14 protein-coding genes are annotated in these 17,514 nt (G+C 63.9%); 1 reads left to right on the forward strand and 13 read right to left on the reverse strand.

Features of this window, described 5'->3' with window-relative positions; genetic code table 11:
• Positions 1-8 precede the first annotated feature (8 nt).
• From JS541_RS06765 to JS541_RS06815, 11 genes are all read right to left on the reverse strand, one after another.
• Complete coding sequence (locus JS541_RS06765) at positions 9-1,457, reverse strand: bifunctional dTDP-4-dehydrorhamnose 3,5-epimerase family protein/NAD(P)-dependent oxidoreductase (RefSeq protein WP_214373698.1); 1,449 nt, start codon at positions 1,455-1,457, stop codon at positions 9-11.
• A 103-nt stretch (positions 1,458-1,560) separates the two neighbouring features.
• Positions 1,561-2,583, reverse strand: coding sequence for a dTDP-glucose 4,6-dehydratase (gene rfbB / locus JS541_RS06770; protein ID WP_214373699.1), 1,023 nt, complete (start codon positions 2,581-2,583; stop codon positions 1,561-1,563).
• A gap of 176 nt (positions 2,584-2,759) precedes the next feature.
• A complete protein-coding gene (locus tag JS541_RS06775) occupies positions 2,760-3,419 on the reverse strand; it encodes a hypothetical protein (protein ID WP_214373700.1) in 660 nt (219 codons plus the stop codon).
• Between the two features lie 144 nt (positions 3,420-3,563).
• Positions 3,564-4,463, reverse strand: coding sequence for an A/G-specific adenine glycosylase (locus tag JS541_RS06780; protein WP_214373701.1), 900 nt, complete (start codon positions 4,461-4,463; stop codon positions 3,564-3,566).
• A gap of 33 nt (positions 4,464-4,496) precedes the next feature.
• Positions 4,497-5,147: a tRNA (cytidine(34)-2'-O)-methyltransferase gene (locus tag JS541_RS06785; RefSeq protein ID WP_214373702.1), complete on the reverse strand. Its 651-nt coding sequence runs from the start codon at positions 5,145-5,147 to the stop codon at positions 4,497-4,499.
• A gap of 105 nt (positions 5,148-5,252) precedes the next feature.
• Positions 5,253-6,617, reverse strand: coding sequence for a PFL family protein (locus JS541_RS06790; RefSeq protein WP_214373703.1), 1,365 nt, complete (start codon positions 6,615-6,617; stop codon positions 5,253-5,255).
• Between the two features lie 32 nt (positions 6,618-6,649).
• On the reverse strand, positions 6,650-6,922 hold the full coding sequence (locus JS541_RS06795; protein WP_214373704.1) for an ACT domain-containing protein: 273 nt from the start codon (positions 6,920-6,922) through the stop codon (positions 6,650-6,652).
• Positions 6,923-7,061: 139 nt separating this feature from the next.
• On the reverse strand, positions 7,062-8,540 hold the full coding sequence (locus tag JS541_RS06800; protein WP_338023614.1) for an MFS transporter: 1,479 nt from the start codon (positions 8,538-8,540) through the stop codon (positions 7,062-7,064).
• A 431-nt stretch (positions 8,541-8,971) separates the two neighbouring features.
• Positions 8,972-10,222: a galactokinase gene (gene galK / locus JS541_RS06805; protein WP_214373705.1), complete on the reverse strand. Its 1,251-nt coding sequence runs from the start codon at positions 10,220-10,222 to the stop codon at positions 8,972-8,974.
• Between the two features lie 41 nt (positions 10,223-10,263).
• Positions 10,264-11,514 (reverse strand): galactose-1-phosphate uridylyltransferase, encoded by a 1,251-nt coding sequence (gene galT, locus JS541_RS06810; RefSeq protein ID WP_214373706.1) that lies wholly within the window; start codon positions 11,512-11,514, stop codon positions 10,264-10,266.
• A 5-nt stretch (positions 11,515-11,519) separates the two neighbouring features.
• On the reverse strand, positions 11,520-12,323 hold the full coding sequence (locus tag JS541_RS06815; protein ID WP_214373707.1) for a DeoR/GlpR family DNA-binding transcription regulator: 804 nt from the start codon (positions 12,321-12,323) through the stop codon (positions 11,520-11,522).
• Between the two features lie 157 nt (positions 12,324-12,480).
• On the opposite strand from JS541_RS06815, the gene JS541_RS06820 reads away from it, so the two are divergent.
• Positions 12,481-13,629, forward strand: coding sequence for a quinone-dependent dihydroorotate dehydrogenase (locus JS541_RS06820; RefSeq protein WP_214373708.1), 1,149 nt, complete (start codon positions 12,481-12,483; stop codon positions 13,627-13,629).
• A gap of 163 nt (positions 13,630-13,792) precedes the next feature.
• Here JS541_RS06820 and JS541_RS06825 read toward each other — a convergent pair whose 3' ends face one another.
• Both JS541_RS06825 and JS541_RS06830 read right to left on the reverse strand, forming a co-directional pair.
• Positions 13,793-14,926 carry an NADH:flavin oxidoreductase/NADH oxidase gene (locus tag JS541_RS06825; protein WP_236036886.1) on the reverse strand — a complete coding sequence of 378 codons (1,134 nt, stop codon included), beginning with the start codon at positions 14,924-14,926 and terminating at the stop codon, positions 13,793-13,795.
• Positions 14,927-15,048: 122 nt separating this feature from the next.
• Positions 15,049-17,409: a transglycosylase domain-containing protein gene (locus tag JS541_RS06830; RefSeq protein ID WP_214373710.1), complete on the reverse strand. Its 2,361-nt coding sequence runs from the start codon at positions 17,407-17,409 to the stop codon at positions 15,049-15,051.
• Between the last annotated feature and the right edge of the window lie 105 nt (positions 17,410-17,514).

Below are 17,514 nucleotides of genomic sequence, written 5' to 3' on the forward strand. Positions count from 1 at the left end.
TAGGCTCCTTACTTGTCGAGTTCCTTGGCGACGTAGGCGGAGAGCGACTCCTCCCAGTCGGCGGGCGTGTACCCGGCCTGTTCGATCTTCGTCAGATCGAGCGCGGAATGCGTCGGGCGCGGGCTGACCGGACTCTTCGCGTTCGCGAAATACTCGGCCGTGGAGATCGGCTTGACCTTGTCGCCGTTGCCGTTCGTCTGCTCGAACACGGCCGCCGCGATCTCGGCCCAGTTCTTGACGGCGCCGGAACCGGTCAGGTTGTACGTGCCGTACGGCGCGTGCGAGTCGAGCAGGTGGAAGATCGCCTCAGCCATGTCCTTGGTGAACGTGAGGCGGCCAAACTGGTCGTCGACCACGGTCACCTGGTTCAGCTGGTCGGACGGGTCGGCGACGCGGTTCGACAGCATCATCATGGTCTTGACGAAGTTGTGGCCCTCGCCGATCACCCAGCTCGAGCGCAGGATGTAGTGTTCCGGCGCGTTTGCCACGGCGATGTCGCCGGCGGCCTTGGTCTGGCCGTACACGCCGAGCGGCGCGAAGTCCTCGCTCTCCGTGTGTTCTTCGGCGGTGCCGTCGAACACGTAATCGGAGCTCACGTGCACGAGCGTGATGTGGTGGTCCTTGGCGACGCGTGCCAGCAGCGCCGGCCCCTGGGCGTTCGCCTTCCACGCGATCGGACGGCCTTCCACGGTCTCGGCCTTGTCCACGGCCGTATATGCACCCGCGTTGATGATCGTGCCGTACAGCGACCAGTCGTACTTGTCGTACGCTGCCGGATCGGAGAAGTCGAACTCGTCGATGTCGGTGTACTCGAAGCCCTGCAGATCGTGCGCCTCGGCGTACGCGCGGATCGCGTGGCCGAGCTGGCCGTTGCAGCCCGTGACCAGCGTACGCTTCGGGGCCATCGGCTTGGCGTCCTTGAGCATCGGATGATGCAGGTCGGCCTCACTACGTTCGGATTCGGACAGCGGGATCGGCCACTGGATGTTCAGCTCGGGATCCTCAAGGTTCACGAACGTGTACGTCTTCTTCTGTTCGAGCGACCAGTGCGCGTTCACCAGATACGTGTAGACCGTGCCGTCCTCGAGCGCCTGGAAGCTGTTGCCCACGCCGCGCGGCACGTAGATCGCCTTCGACGGGTCGAGGCGCGTGGTGAACACCTGGCCGAAGCTCTCGCCCGGGCGCAGGTCCACCCACGCGCCGAAGATCTCGCCGGCCGCGATCGAAATGTACTTGTCCCACGGTTCGGCGTGGATGCCGCGGGTCACGCCCTTGGTCGCGTTGAAGCTGATGTTGTTCTGCACCGGGCCGAAATCGGGCAGTCCCAGCGCGGTCATCTTCGCGCGCTGCCAGTTCTCCTTGAACCAGCCGCGGTTGTCGCCGTGCACCGGCAGATCGAACACCAGCAGTCCCGGGATGTTCGTCTTGGTGACCTTCAGTTCCTTTTCAAAATCCATGTTTCCTGTCCTTCTATGGTTGCCGCCGCGCGATGCGCGCACAAGATTTGAGGGAGAGAACGCCCGGACATCTTTCTCCGGTTTTCCCTCCCTCAACGTTAGATCACTGGCCCTGCGCCTTGTACTTGGCCTCGGTCGCGGCCTTGGCCGGCTCCCACCAGGCACGGTTGGCGATGTACCAGGCGATCGTCTGCTCGAGGCCCTTCTGGAAGTCCGTGTGCACCGGCTTCCAGCCGAGTTCGGTCTGCAGCTTGGTCGAGTCGATCGCATAGCGGCGGTCGTGGCCGGGGCGATCCTTCACCCAGTCGAAGTCGTCGGGATCCTTGCCCATGACGGTGAGGATGTCGCGCAGCACGGTCAGGTTGTTGCGTTCGCCGTTCGCGCCGATCAGATACGTCTCGCCCAGACGGCCCTTGGTCAGGATCGTCCACACGGCCGAGCTGTGGTCCTCGGTGTGGATCCAGTCGCGTACGTTCGAGCCGTTGCCGTACAGCTTCGGCTTCAAACCGTCGAGGATGTTCGTGATCTGGCGGGGGATGAACTTCTCGACGTGCTGGTACGGACCGTAGTTGTTCGAGCAGTTCGAGATCGTCATGCGGATGCCGAACGTGCGGTGCCACGCGCGCACCAGCAGGTCGGAGCTGGCCTTCGTGGAGCTGTACGGGGAGGACGGGTGGTACGGGGTCTCCTCGGTGAACTTCGCCGGATCGTCGAGCGCGAGGTCGCCGTAGACCTCGTCGGTGCTCACGTGATGGTAACGCACGTCGTACTTGCGGCAGGCTTCGAGCAGACGGAACGTGCCTTCCACGTTGGTCTTCAAGAACGGCTCGGGGTTGGCGATCGAGTTGTCGTTGTGCGACTCGGCCGCGTAATGCACGATCGCGTCGTGGCCCGGGACGATCTTGTCAAGCAGCTCGGCGTCGCAGATATTGCCATGCACGAAATCGACGCGGTCGCCGAGAATGGACTTGATGTTCTCGAGATTGCCCGCGTAGGTCAGGGCGTCAAGCACCGTGATGTGCACGTCAGGATGGTTGTTGTAGACGTAGTGAACGAAATTCGAACCGATGAAGCCGCAGCCGCCGGTCACGATGATGTTGTGGGGAGTAAACACTTCTTCAGCCATGTGCCCCATCATAGCGGCGTGCGCGTACCGTGGCATCCCGCAAACGGCGCGGCCCGCAACGCATCCGGTCTTCAAACCGCAACAAATGGGGGGGACACGCCGTCCCGTAGCGTCGTTCCCCATGCTGGAACAAGTGAGATCAGGCCCGATTCCACCTGTTCGGCATAGGGCGCAAGCTACTGCACCAGGATCGTCACCGGATCGCTGACGACTTCGGGCTGATCCTTGAGGCTGAGCCGGGCCGTGTAGGTGCCGGCGTTGACGCGCGGCAACGTGCCGTCGTCCGCGCATGACGTGCCGGTCGAGTTCGCGTTCCAGGTGATCTGCTGCTGGTCCGCGTCGCCCTTGCTCATCAGCAGCATGCGCGGATCGGCGGGGCAGACATCGGACCGCCAGATCGTCTGATTGCCCGACGAGATCGTCAGCACGCGGTTCGCATCGGATCCGTCCACAAGGCAGCCGACCTTGCTGGATCCGGTATAGGTGATCGTCGCGGTGAAGTTCAGCGAACCACCGACCGGCACACTTTGCGCGGCCGGTGTCAGGGTCAGGCTCACCGTGCCCTTCGCGCAATCCTTGATGCCGCTGGATTTCGGCGGATCCGGCACCGCGCCGCGCGAGATCGCGTAGATCTCGTCATGGTTGATCGCGGCGCCGATCGCGCCGATGCCGCGCACGAGGCTGTACCCGCAGAAGCCGATCAGTGCGATCGTAATCATCAATGCCAGCACGGCGACGATGCGACGGCGTCGATAGATCGCCTGCTGTTTCCTGCTGAGCTTACGTTTGCGCGGTGTGCGCTGTCCGATAGGCCGCCCCGACTTCCGCTGTACCATAGTCCCTCAGTCTATACCACGCCTCTAGTGCGATCGGACGGCAATGCATACGCTGTCATCGGCATATCCGGCCATCGCCGCCGCGCGATTCCGCACCGCCGATCATCGTCGGCAGATCATCATCACCCGACCATCATCCGACCGTTACCGTGGCAGCCGCACGCCGCCGTCCGGCAGTATCTCGATCAATCCGTCGTCATCCAGCGACGCGATGCACTTGTCGAGCTGGATATGGTCGTCCCACAACGTTTCGATCCGCGTTCGCGGCAGCACACGTTCGCTGTCCGGCAATCCGCGCAACGCGTCCAGCACCAGTCCGCGCACCTGCCGATCGGTGCCGGCGAACCGTTGCCGCGGCCGCGTGCGCCGCTCCCCCAGACCGGGCCGGTCGGCCGCAAGGAACGCACAATCGCCTCGCACCGGGCAGTCGTCGCACAACGGGTTCTTCGCAGTGCATACGGTTGCGCCGAGTTCCATCACCGACTGGTTCCACGTCACCGACCGGGCGGCGTCCTCTGGCAGCACACGGTTCGCCAGCTCGCGGTCGGCCGGCTTCGCGGAACCACCCAGCGACTCCACGCCAAGGAACACACGCGACAGCACGCGCCGGATGTTCGTGTCGATCACCGCGATGCGCTCGCCGAACGCGAAACTCAGCACCGCCGACGCCGTATAGTCGCCGATGCCGGGCAGGCCCGTCAGCTCGTCGTAGGTACGCGGCAGCTCGTCGGCGTATCGGTCACGCACCGCACGGGCGCACTCCTGAAGCCGCAACGCGCGACGCGGATAGCCGAGCCGCCCCCACGCGGTGATCACCTCCGCGGTCGTCGCGTCCGCGAGCGCCGCCGCATCCGGCCATGCCTGCATCCAGACTTCCCAGTACGGCACGACGCGACTCATCTGCGTCTGCTGGCTCATGACCTCGGAGACGAGCACGCCCCACGGCGTCGCGCGGCCGAACCGCCACGGCAGGTCGCGCGCGTTCACGTCCCACCATGCGGCAAGCTTGCGGCGGACGGATTCGTTACGTTGAAGATCGTTCATACGATGCGGAATCGTTGACCAGTTGCCGACTGTTTATCTACCGCCGGCAAAATTGAGCTGACGCCAGGCCTCGTAGATGGCAATGGATGCACAGTTGGTGAGGTTGAGCGAACGCAGGGACGGACGCATCGGCAGACGGACCTGTTCGGCGACGTGCGGGCCGGCCATGATGTCCATCGGGTCGGGGATGTCGCCCGGTTCGGGGCCGAACAGCAGGATGTCGGTCGGCTTGTATTCGACTTCGGTGTACAGCTTCGTGGCGTGCGCGGTGAACGCGATGATGCGCGAGTTCGGCATGGATTCGACGAGATTGTCGAAGTTCGGGTGCAGCACGACATGCGCCATGTCGTGATAGTCGAGTCCGGCGCGGCGCAGCTTCGTGTCGCGCAGATTGAAGCCGAGTGGCTCGACCAGGTGCAGGATGGTGCCGGTCACCGCGCACAGGCGGATCGCGGAACCGGTGTTGCCGGGGATGCGCGGGCTGTAGTAGCACAGGTGCGGGGTCGCGGTTTCGGCCTTGGCGGCGTCCTCGGCGGACAGCATCGCATCGACCACGGAGATCGGGTTGCCGTGCGCGTCGGTCACGAGCTCGTCCGGCCCGTAGTTCGACTTGCGGTAGCCGTATTCGAACATCTTCTCGACCTTGGCCTCGGGGCTCTGCTGCGCTTCCGACTGTTCCGTCATCGTCCTCACCTCTTATATTTCGTGCACACTGTACGCAATCCGACACCCGAGCATAAAACAGCCCCTGCCCGAATCGAATCCAGTGCAGGGGCAGCGACGCAGGCGTCAGTTCTTGAAGCTGTGGATCGGGGCGGGGATGCGGCCGCCGCGGGTCACGAATGCCTCGCACGAGGTGTTGTTGACCGGCATGATCGGCGCGTAGCCCATGAGGCCGCCGAAGTTGGCCATCTCGCCCACGCCCTTGCCGTACACCGGGATGACGCGCACGGCGGTAGTCTTCTGGTTGACCATGCCGATGGCCGCCTCGTCGGCGATCAAGCCGGAGATCGTGGCCGCGGTCGTGTCGCCGGGGATGGCGATCATGTCGAGGCCGACCGAGCACACGCAGGTCATCGCCTCGAGCTTTTCGAGCGTCAGGCATCCGGAGGCCGCCGCGTCGATCATGTTCTTGTCTTCGGAGACGGGGATGAACGCGCCGGACAGGCCGCCGACATACGAGGACGCCATGATGCCACCCTTCTTCACCTGGTCGTTGAGCATCGCCAGCGCCGCGGTGGTGCCGGGCGCGCCGACCTGTTCGAGGCCGATCTTCTCAAGCACTTCGCCGACCGAATCGCCCACGGCCGGGGTCGGAGCCAAAGACAGATCGATGATGCCGAACGGCACGCCGAGTCGCCGCGACGCCTCCTGCGCGACCAGCTGGCCCACTCGCGTGATCTTGAACGCGGTGCGCTTGATCGTCTCGCACAGGAACTCGAAATCGCGTCCCTTCGCGGCGTCCAGCGCCCGCGAGACGACGCCCGGCCCGGACACGCCCACGTTGATGACCGCGTCGCCTTCGGTCACGCCGTGGAAGCCGCCGGCCATGAACGGATTGTCGTCGGGCACGTTGCAGAACGCAACGAATTTCACGCAGCCGTACGAGTCGTTGTCGCGCGTGTTGTACGCGATGTCCTTGATGACGCGGCCGAGCAGTTCGACGGCGTTCATGTCGATGCCGGTCTTCGTGGAGCCGACGTTGACGGACGAGCAGACGATGTCGGTTTCGGTCAGGGCCTGCGGCAGCGATTCGATGAGCAGCCGCTCGGCCGGGGTCATGGCCTTGCTCACGAGCGCCGAGTAGCCGCCGATGAGGTCGACGCCGACCTCCTTGGCCGCGCGGTCGAGCGCGTGCGCGATCTTCACGAAGTCGACGGAGGTCTTGCACGAGCTGGCGCCGACGAGCGAGATCGGGGTGACGGTGATGCGCTTGTTGACGATCGGGATGCCATAGTCCTGTTCGATGGCCTGGCCGGTGGCGACGAGGTCCTTGGCATAGGTGGTGATCTTACGGTAGATGTTGTCGCAGGTCTCGTCGACGGTGTCGGCCGCGCAGTCGAGCAGCGAGATGCCCATCGTGATGGTGCGCACGTCGAGTTTTTCCTGCTCGATCATCTGGTTGGTCTCGTGGACCTCCATGATATTCAGCATGGTTGCGTTCCTTTCGGTTCGGTCCGGCGAGACTAGATGCGGTGCATCTTGGTGAAGATCTCCTCGCGCTGGCAGCGGATGCGCACGCCGATGTCGTCGCCGAGATCCTCGAGGTTGCCGACCATCGCGCTGAATTCCTTGTCGGAGTTCGCGTAGTCGACGATCATCATCATGTTGAAGAAGCCGTCGATGATGGTCTGGGAGATGTCGAGCACGTTGACGTTGTGCTGGGACAGGTAGGTGCAGACGCGTGCGATGATGCCGACGGTGTCCTTGCCGACGACGGTGATGATGGCCTTGTTCATGGCGCTCCCTGATTGGTGGATGATCGAAAAATCGGTTTCGGGCATACGGAAAGCATACGGAAAACGGGTGCTCCCCAGTATAGGGGAACACCCGTTACGAAACATGGTTCATCTCACTGAACCGTCCGAGGAACCGGCGTCACGCGGCTAGTTTCTCGACCTCGACCTGCACCGGTACGAGCTTCGGTTCCTCGTGATGCTCCTTGAGCAGAAAAGAGCACGCCAGCACGATCACCACGAGCACCATGCCGAACAGGTAGCCGTAGCGCGAGCCGTCCACGAAGCCCTGGGCAGGGTTCATGCCGCCGGCGGCCGTGTAGTTCGCCTGGCCGAGGCCGAGCAGGCAGGTGGCCACGGCCGTGGCGATCGCGCCGCACACCTGCTGCATGGTGTTCATGATCGTGCTGCCGTCGGCCGCCATGCGTCCCGGCAGCGACTTGAGCGCCGCGGACTGCGCGGACTGCTGGATGAACGGGATGCCGACCATGACGATGATGTGCGCAGCGAGGAACAGCGCGACCGGTGTGGAGACACCGATCATGAAGAACAGCGCACCGCCGATGACGGTCAGCGCCGAGCCGACCCAGACGAGACGCTTCGCGCCGTAACGGTCGAACATGCGGCCGGCGGCGAGCGTGCACAGCGCGTTGATCACGCCGCCGGGCAGCATGAGCAGACCGGCGACGGTGGAGCTCAGGCCCATGCCGCGCTGCAGTTCCTGCGGCACGAGGTACATGAACGCGAGCGTGCAGGAGAACGAGCAGCTGATCATGATGGCCGGCGTGCGGAACGCGGCGACGCCCAGCGCGTGCAGGTCGAGCAACGGGTCGGCGATGGTGAGCTGGCGGCGGGCGTAGAACGCGAGCACGATCACGCCGACGACGAGCAGCGCGATGACGGCCGGCGCGAAGCCCATGTCGCTGATGAGGCTTACGCCGGCGACGAGGCAGCCGAAGCCGATCGCCGAGGCGAGGATGGAGATCACGTCGACCTTCGGACGGGTGCGTTCGATCGGCGTGACGAAGAACAGCGCCGTGCATACGATCGCAACGACGGCGACAACGGCGAACAGCGCGAAGATCGCACGCCACGAGAACGCGCCGATGAGCGCGCCGGCGATGGTCGGGCCGATGACCGGCGCGAACATGATGACGAGACCCGCGACGCCGTTCGCCGCGCCGATCTTATGCAGCGGGAACACGCGCATGATCGCCGCGTACATGGTGGGCAGCGCGATGCCGGTGCTGACTCCCTGCATGATGCGGCCGGCCAACAGGATCGGGAACGTGGGGGCGATGGTGCATACGATCGCACCGATCAGGAAACATACCAGCGCGAACAGCACAAGCGTCTTGGCTTTAACCCACTTGAGCATGAAGCCCACGCACGGCAGCACCACGCCGATGGCGAGCATGTAGCCGACGACCATCCACTGCGCGGTGCCGGACGAGATGCCGAAGTCGGCCATCAGATCGGGCAGGGTGATATTCATCGACGTTTCCGACAGCATGCCCAGGAACACGCTGATGTACAGGCCGAGCATGACCTTGTGTGGATGATCGAAATGCTGGGGCGCGTCCGGCACGAACGCGTCGTCGGACAGTTGGTTCTTACGAATGGTTGTCTGGTTGACGGACAACGGAAATCCTCTTCTTCATATCGATGTCGCTGCCGTCGCGCGGCACCCGCCGGGACATGCGATCGCACGCCGTCGTTCCCGTGACGATTGCCGCGGGATCACGGTGTGCGACTTCATTGGCAGGCGCCGACCACCCCTAACGTCCGGGTCACGATCGGCAACAAAAAAATCGCATGCCATACGGCGGACAAAACACCATATGGCATGCGATTATTCAAGACGAGACGTGATCGTAATACGGTTTTCGATTTTTCGTAAGTACGCCCGGGCGTGTCGTGCTACGCTTCGCGGCTCGCGCTCGGCGCTGCGACGTCCTGCAATTACGGACGACCTACGGCCGACTCATCATCACCTCGACTCGCCTATCGGCTCGTCTCGGCCGTGGCTAATCGCAGTCCACCGGACTGCGATTACGCCTCACGCGACGCGCTCGGCGCCGCCACGGCAGCCAGAGCCCTCGGCGCGTGGAAGCCCTGCTTCTCGAACTCGTCGGCGATGGCCTGGGCGACCTCGTGGCTGCGGCCCTTGTCGACGAGCGCGATGATCGAGCCGCCGAAGCCGCCGCCGGTCATGCGCGCACCGTAGGCGCCGTTCTTGCGGGCGACCGCCACGGCCACGTCGAGCTCGGGCACGGTGACCTCGTAATCGGCGGCCAGCGAATCGTGCGAGGCGTTGAACAGGCGGCCCGCGGCCTCGATGTCGCCCTTGGCGAAGGCGTGCACGAAGGAGCGCACGCGCTCGATCTCGGTGACGACGTGGCGCACGCGCTTCTTCATCGTCTCGTCCGGCAGCGCATCGAGCGTCTCCTTGAGCGCCTGGAACGGGTCGTCGGCCTTGGCGATGCCGTCGGCGGTGACGCGCAGGTTGGCGACGCCGAGGATCTTCGCGGCCTGTTCGCAGGTGGCGCGGCGCTGGGCGTACTGGCCGTCGTTGAGCTGATGCGGGGCCTGCGTGTCGACCACGAGCAGTTCGAGGCCGTACTTGTCGAGGTCAAACTCCTGCTGGGAGACGTTCTCGAGCGGGGTGAGTTCCGGACGGCAGTCGAGCAGCAGCGCGTGGCCGGCGGTGCAGCGCATGGACGCGTTCTGGTCGAGGCCGCCGGTGGACGCGCCGGCCATCTCGTTCTCGGACTTGATCGCGGCGTTGATCAGCGTCACGCGGCCAGCGTCAGAGGAACCGTAGCCGAGCCCGTACACGTCGTCCAAGGCGAGCGCGGTCGAGCAGGTCATCGCGGCGGACGAGCTCAGGCCCGAACCGAGCGGCACGCAGGAGACGAACGCGGCGTCGAAGCCCTGCACCTTGTCGAAACCGGCCTCGCGCAGCGCCCACGCCACGCCGGTCGGGTAGGCGGCCCAGCCGTCCACGCCGCGCGCCTGCAGTTCGTACAGGTCGGCTTCGGCTACCTTGTCGGGAGCCACGTCGGACACGAGACGCACCTTGGTGTCGTCGCGCGGCGACAGCGCAATGAACGTGCGGTGCGGCAGCGCGATCGGCAGGCACAGGCCCGCGTTGTAGTCGGTGTGCTCGCCGATCAGGTTGACGCGGCCCGGAGCGGCCCAGACGCCTTCCGGCTTGACACCGTAGGTCTTGGTGAACAGTGCGGTGGCCTGCTCGACGCCGGCCTCGTGGGAAATCGGTTCGATGAATTCAACAGCGGTCATTGGTGTTTCTTTCTGTATTGGCGATCCGTATATGCGATCGATCAGTCGGCGATGTCCACGTCGCCCAGCTCATGGAAGCGCTTGGCGATGAGTTCCGGCGTGGTGTCGGAGATCCAGGCGGCCATGCCGGATTCGGAGCCGGCGAGGTACTTGATCTTGTTGGCGGCGCGGCGGAACGAGAAGAACTGCAGGTTCAGGCGGTAGTTCTCGCGGCGCGGGTCGTGGATCGGGGCCTGGTGCCATGCGGCGATGTACGGCAGGTCCATGCCCTTGCCGTCGCCCTTGTCGAAGAACGCGTTGCCGCGCTTCAGGAGGTGCGAGTACATCGAGGCGAGATCCCAGCGCTCCTGGTCGTTGAGCTGGTCGATGGTGAGCACGTCGCGCACCGGGGCGACGTGCACCTCGAGAGGCCAACGGGCCGCGGCCGGCACGTACGCGACCCAGCTGTGGTTGCGCATGATGATGCGTTCGCCCGCTTCGATCTCGGCGTTCATGATGTCCTTGAGCAGGTTGCCGCCGGTCTTCTCGTGATACGCCTCGGTGTGCTTGAGCTCCTGCTCCAGCTTCGGCGCGATGAACGGGTAGCAGTAGACCTGGCCGTGCGGGTGGGCGAGCGAGACGCCGATCTCCTGGCCGTGGTTCTCGAACGGGAAGATCTGCTCGATGCCGTCCATCTTGGAGATCTCGGCGGTGCGGAACGCCCACGCCTCGACGACGGTGCGCAGGCGGGACACCGGCAGGTCGGCCGGCAGACCGTGCTCGTTCGGGTCGAAGCAGATGACCTCGCAGCGGCCGACGGCCATCTTCTTCTCCCACAGGGGGTTGCCGTCGACATAGGTCACGTCTTCGGAGCGGCCGGGCACGCGCACCATCGACGGGAAGCGGTTCTCGAACACGACGACGTTGTAGTCGGTGTCCGGCACCTCGCCGTCCTGGTACGGGTCGCCGGGCTTGCGGGCGGCCAGCGGATTGCCCTTGGCGGTGGCTCCCGGGCCGGCGGTGATCGGGCGGTTCATGCGTGCGGTCGCCATCGGGATCCAGTCGCCGGTCAGCGGGTCGCGGCGCATTTCGGGGGCCGCGTACGGCACTTCCTCGCCGGCGGCGTTCAGCTGGTTGGCGAAACGGTAGGCCAGATGACGCGGATCGTGCAGTTCGCGCATCTTCTTGCCGGACACGTACTCCGGATCGTCGTCGAGGTAGAAGAAGTCACGGCCGTCGGCCAGCGTGGTCGGCGTGATGCGGATGTGCTCCTTCGCGTATGCACCCGGTTCGTAGTTGGCAAAATCTGCCATGGGAATCACTCACTTTCCTCCGTTTGCTCGCTCTGGTGGGCCAGCACGAGCTCCTTTACCAATTCCTTGGTCTTGCTCGCCGAGTCCGGGTCGAGCCCGTCGTCGGTGATCACCGTATCCACCTGATCGAAGCGCGCGAACAACGACAGCGAGGTGCAGCTCCACTTGGTGTGATCGGTAAGAATGATGGTGCGATCGGCGATGTCCATCATCGCCATATCGGTGGCGGCTTCCAGCGAGTTGGGCATGAGGAAGCCACGCGGCAACGACACGGAGTGCGTGCCGAGGAACACGGTGTTGACGCGCAGCGACGCGACGACCTTGTCAGCGATCGGCCCGACGAGCGAGTTGGACCTGGTGATAACGCCACCGGTGACGATCACTTCGACGTCCTTCGATTCAAGGGCCTGTACGAGTTCGGCCACCGGAATCGAGTTGGTGAGGATCGTAATGCCGCTGGACTGCTGCGATTCGAGCAGATGCTGGGCGAAGACGTACGCCGTGGTGCCGCCGCCGATGGCGATCACGTCGCCGGGGGCCACGTATTTGACGGCCTCCTGCGCGATGGCGTCCTTCAGGCCGATGTCCATCTGCGACTTTACGGAGAACAGCGGCTCGCTCAACAACGTGCTGGTGGTCACGGCGCCGCCGTGGACGCGCTTCAACAATCCCTTGTCGGACAGTTCGGCGATGTCGCGGCGGATGGTCATGGCGGAAACGCCGAGTTCCTTGCTCAGCGCGGTGATGCGCACCGCACCGCGGGTGCGCAGCCTGCTCAGTATCAGATGTTGACGTTGTGAGGAAATCATTCGAACATTATCGCACACATAAGCTCACAAACCAAACCGAAATGAGCGTTTCGCACCACAACACGCCGACAATCACACAAATCGTTCATTCAAAACGCACAAAACAGCACGCCATCCATGATTCCTCTTCTCCCCCGCCGGTGCCACAATGGAACGCATGACCTATGTATCTGAAAGCTTCTGGCACGACGCCGTGAACAAAGCGACCACCGATCTATTCACCTTCGGCTACAAGCACGTCATCAAGCCGTACTTCGTGTTCAACCACACGCCCGACGTGGCGCACGACCAGATGATCGAGTTCTGCCGCATCACCAAGAACATCCCGCCGCTCATGTGGTTGCTCAACGAGATGCTCGACTACACCGACCCGATCCTCGAAACGAATGTGATGGGCATCGACTTCGCTAATCCGTTCGGCCTGTCCGCCGGCCTCGACAAGAACTGCGACATGCCGGTGCTCATGGACAACGTCGGTTTCGGATTCGAGACGGTCGGTTCGACCACCGCGCGGTATTGCCCGGGCAATCCGAAGCCGTGGTTCCACCGTCTGCCCGAGTACGATTCGATGATGGTGCACGTGGGACTTGCGAACGACGGTTCCGACAAGGTGATCGAGCGCGCGGAGAAGGCATGGACGAAGGCGAAGGACATGCAGATCTCCGTGTCGATCGCGCGCACGAACGACGACAAATGCGGCGATCTGGACGAGGGCATCGAAGACTACTGCATCTCGATGCGCCGCGCGGCCGGACGCACCACGATGGTCGAAGTGAACGTGTCCTGCCCGAACACGCACGCCGGCGAACCGTTCACCCAGACCCCTCAGGCGCTCGACCGCCTGTTCACCGCGCTTGACAAGATCGACCGCCCGCAGCCGACGCTCGTCAAGATGCCGCTCAACAAGAGCTGGGAGGAGTTCCGCGCCCTGCTCGACGTGCTGGCCGAGCATAACGTGCAGGGCGTGAGCCTTGCGAACCTGCAGAAGGATCGTACCGGCATGGAGATTCCGCGCGACTGGGAAGGAGGACTCTCCGGCGGCCCGACGTACCGCGCAAGCAATGCACTGGTGCGTCAGGTGTACCGCGAGTACGGCGACCGGTTCGCGATCGCCGGCATCGGTGGTGTGTTCACGCCCGAGCAGGCGTACGAGAAGATCCGCTGCGGCGCGAGTCTGGTGATGTTCATCTCCGCGCTCATGTACCGCGGCCCACAGCAGATCACCGTGTTGAAGCGCGGTCTGGCCGAGCTGCTGCGTCGCGATGGCTACGGCAGCGTCGCCGAAGCCATCGGCGCGGACGCGTGAGCCGATAGTCCGGTCTCATCGCCTCGGTCGTCGCGCTTATATGTCATTTCGACCGAGGTACAGCCGAGTCGAGAAATCTTTCATCTGGCAATACATCAGAAAGATTTCTCGACTCGGCTATTGCCTCGCTCGAAATGACATCATCATGTTCATGGATCGTTGCTCAGTACGCGCCGCGCACGTACTGCGGCTGATACGGCGCGTCCGCGACCGGCACGCCAAGCTTGGCGGCCGCACGCAACGGCCAGTACGGGTCGCGCAACGCCGCACGCCCGATCTCGACCGCATCCGCCTCGCCGCGCCCCACGATCTTCGCGGCCTGCTTCGGCTTGGTGATCAGCCCCACCGCCGTCACCGGCACGCCGGCGCGTTCGCGCACCTGCGTGGAGAACGGCACCTGATAGTTCGGCTTGACCGGAATCGTCACGTTCGGCACGATGCCGCCCGTCGACACGTCCGCCAGATCGACGCCGTGCTCCTTGAGTACCTTCGCGACCTCCACGGTCTGATCGAGATCCCAGCCGCCCGCGGCCCAATCGGTCGCGGAGATGCGTACGAGCAGCGGCATGTCGTCGGGGATCGTCGAACGGATCGCATCGGCCACCTCGACCAGCAGCCGCATGCGACCGGACAGATCGCCGCCGTACTCGTCCGTGCGCTCGTTGCTTAAAGGATCAAGGAACTGCGAGATCAGATAGCCATGCGCGGCATGGATCTCGATCGCCTGGAACCCGGCCGAGACCGCACGGGCCGCCGCGTCGCGGAACTGCGCGACGATGCCGTGGATCTCGTCCACGCTCAGCTCACGCGGCATCGCATAATGGCCGTAGGGAATCGGGCTGGGGGCCACGGTCTGCCAGCCGCCGTCCTCGAACGGGACGCTGTCGCCGGAGAATCCCACACCGAAGCAGCCGGTGGATCCCTTGCGTCCGGCGTGGTTGAGCTGCACGGCCATCACCGCGCCGGTCGCCTTCACGCCGTCGACGATCCAGCGCCACGCCTCGACCTGATCGTCGTTCCACAGGCCCACGTCGCACGGCGAGATGCGTCCTTCCGGCGCCACGGCCGTAGCCTCGGCGATGATCATGCCGAAGCCGCCCATGCCGCGCGACACATAATGCTGGTAATGGAACGTGGTTGGCTTGCCGTCGCGGGCCACGGCCGAGTACGTGTCCATCGGCGGCATCCAGATGCGGTTACGCACGGTCAGACCACGCAACGGCATCGGGGAAAACAGATCCGCGCCCTTCTTGTTCTTCTTCGTCTTCTTGGCGGACTTGCCGTCTTCATCGCTCATGTCGGTTCCTTTCCGAGCCACCCCTTTTGACGCCATTGTACGACGAACGCCCGTCGCTGGGACGGGCGTTCATGCATACTACGAGACCGGCAGCGGGCTACGTAGCCGGCCTGCCGAGACGGTCACTGGCCGCCGTTCGTGGTTCCGCCGTTGTTCTCGTTCGAGGCGTTGCCGTTATTGGTGGTGCCTTGCGTGTTCGAATTGGTCGAATTCGAATTGGTCGAGTTGTTCGTGCTCGTCCCGCTCGAACTGTTCGACCGCGTCGAGTTCGACAGGGTCGATCCCTGGATCGTGGTCACCCCGCCGCTCGAGGTCGTGTACTTGCTCGCGGCGTTGCCGTAGTCCTTACCGACGTCGACGCTCATGCCCTTCTTGTCGGCGTACGCGTCCATGAACGCCTTCCACGCCGGGGCTGCAATCGTGCCGCCGTCCCAGTAGCTGCGGTAGGTGCCGTTGATGGACACGTTCGCCACCTGGTTCTGGTAGGGGGCCTGCACGTCGCCCATGAGCACGAACGTGGCGATCTCGTTCGGGATGAAGCCGCCCGTGGCCATGTAGGTCGTTTCGTTCGTACCGGTCTTGGCGAACGTCTTGCGTCCGCTCGACAGTTTAGCGAACACGCCGGCGCCGTCGGAGCGGACCGTGCCCTGGTTCATCGCATAGGCGACGGTCTGCGCAATGTCCTTGTCGATGGCCTGATGACAGTTGGCCTTCGGCACGGCGATCTCCTCGCCGTTCTTGCGCGTGACCTTGGTCATGGCGATCGGCGTGCATTCGACGCCATCCGCGGCCAACGTCGCGTACATGTTCGCCATCGTCAACGGGGAGACGTTGACGGTACCGATCATCATGGACGGCACATAGATCTTGGTGGTCTTGTCGATCGTCTCCAGCGTGGACGCGTCATGGTAGCCGACCGCGGTGTACGCGTCGGCCACACGGCACAGGCCAAGCACGGCGCCCATCGACGCCTGCGTGGTGTTGTGCGATCGCACCAGACCGTTGAGCGGGCTTTCCGGGTTCACGTTGCCGCCGTCCGCGTTCGTGACCTCCCAGGCCGAACCGATGCCCGAATACTGCTGCGAGCTGCCGTTGTAGTTGTCGCACATGAACTCGCTGACCGGGTAGACCGTGCTCGTCTGCAGGTTCTCGTTGATCGAGCGCCCGGCCTGCAGCCAAGCGACCATGTTGAACGGCTTGATCGACGAACCGACCGGGAAGCCGGCGCCGCCGCCGTCGACCTGATCGACCATATAGTTCATGGATGTCTTCGTCTGGTCGTCGCTCGTATCGCCCACGGCGTAGTAGCGGTTGATGCCGAAACCGAGCACCTCTCCAGTACCGGGCTTGACCGACGCCATCATGATCTCGAATCCGGTCGGATCGGTCGGCGGAATCGTGGCGCGGGCGGTGTCCATGAGCAGCTTGCTCGCGTCCACGTCCAAGGTCGTCACGATCGTCAGACCGCCTTCCTTGAGCAGCGCCTCACGGTCGGCCTGCGTTTTGCCGAACTCCTCGGAGTTGAGGATGCGGTGGGTCACGTAGTCGCAGAAAAACGCGTAGTCTCCGGCGTTCACGCAGCCGGAGGTCATCGGATGGATGCTGAGCGTGTCCGCGATCGGCGTGTTCTTCGCCGTCTCGTACTCGCTCTTGTCCTTGATGAATCCCTGCTCCCACATCAGGTCGAGCACGATGTTGCGCTGTTTCTGCGCCTCCTTCTGGTTCTGCTCGATCGACGGGTCGTAGTTCTCCGGGTTCTTCGTGATGGCCGCGATCGTGGCCGACTGCACGAGGTTCAGATCCTTGGCGGAGACGCCGAAGTAATACTGAGCCGCGGTCTCGACGCCGTAGAGTCGGTTCGAACCGAACTGCGCGATGTTGAGGTAGCCCTGCAGGATCTCGAGCTTGGAGTATTTCTTCTCCATCTGCACGGCGATGAGCATCTCGCGGATCTTGCGCGCGTACGTGTCCTCGGAGGCGTGGTACTGGGAGATCGGGTCGTTGTTGCTTTCGGCCGTGGTGATAAGCACGTTCTTGACGTACTGCTGGGTCAGCGACGAGCCGCCCTGGTTAGTGTCCTTGAGATAGTTCGTGACGAACGCGCGCAGCACACCCTGCACGTCGACGCCGGAATGCTCGAAGAATCGACGGTCCTCACGCGCGACGACGGCCTGACGCATGTAGAGCGAGACATCCTTGATCGGCACGACGATGCGGTTGTCCTCATAGAACTGGGCGATCTGCGTGGTGCCGTCCTTCGCGTACATCGTGGACTTCTGCGGCAGGCTGGTCACGTCGAAGTCGATGCCCTCCACCTGCAGCGACGGCACGATGGCCTGCACCATGCGGTTGGCCGCGAACACGCCGGGAATGAGCAGCACACTGCCGGCGACGCCACCCGCCACGCACAGCGACAGATAGGCCAACACCAGTGCAAGCACACGCGAGATTGTCAGAGGATTCTTCTTGGGCATGCTGCTCATTCTAAAGGGGCGGGTATACCGGCCCCGGCCCCGCCCACCGGCGTGCCGGGCGATCGTCACAAAACCCGCAACATCATGAGAGTTGCTGAATATTCGCTGGATCCG

The organism is Bifidobacterium sp. SO1, from assembly GCF_018555335.1.
In the GTDB taxonomy this organism is placed as follows: domain Bacteria; phylum Actinomycetota; class Actinomycetes; order Actinomycetales; family Bifidobacteriaceae; genus Bifidobacterium; species Bifidobacterium simiiventris.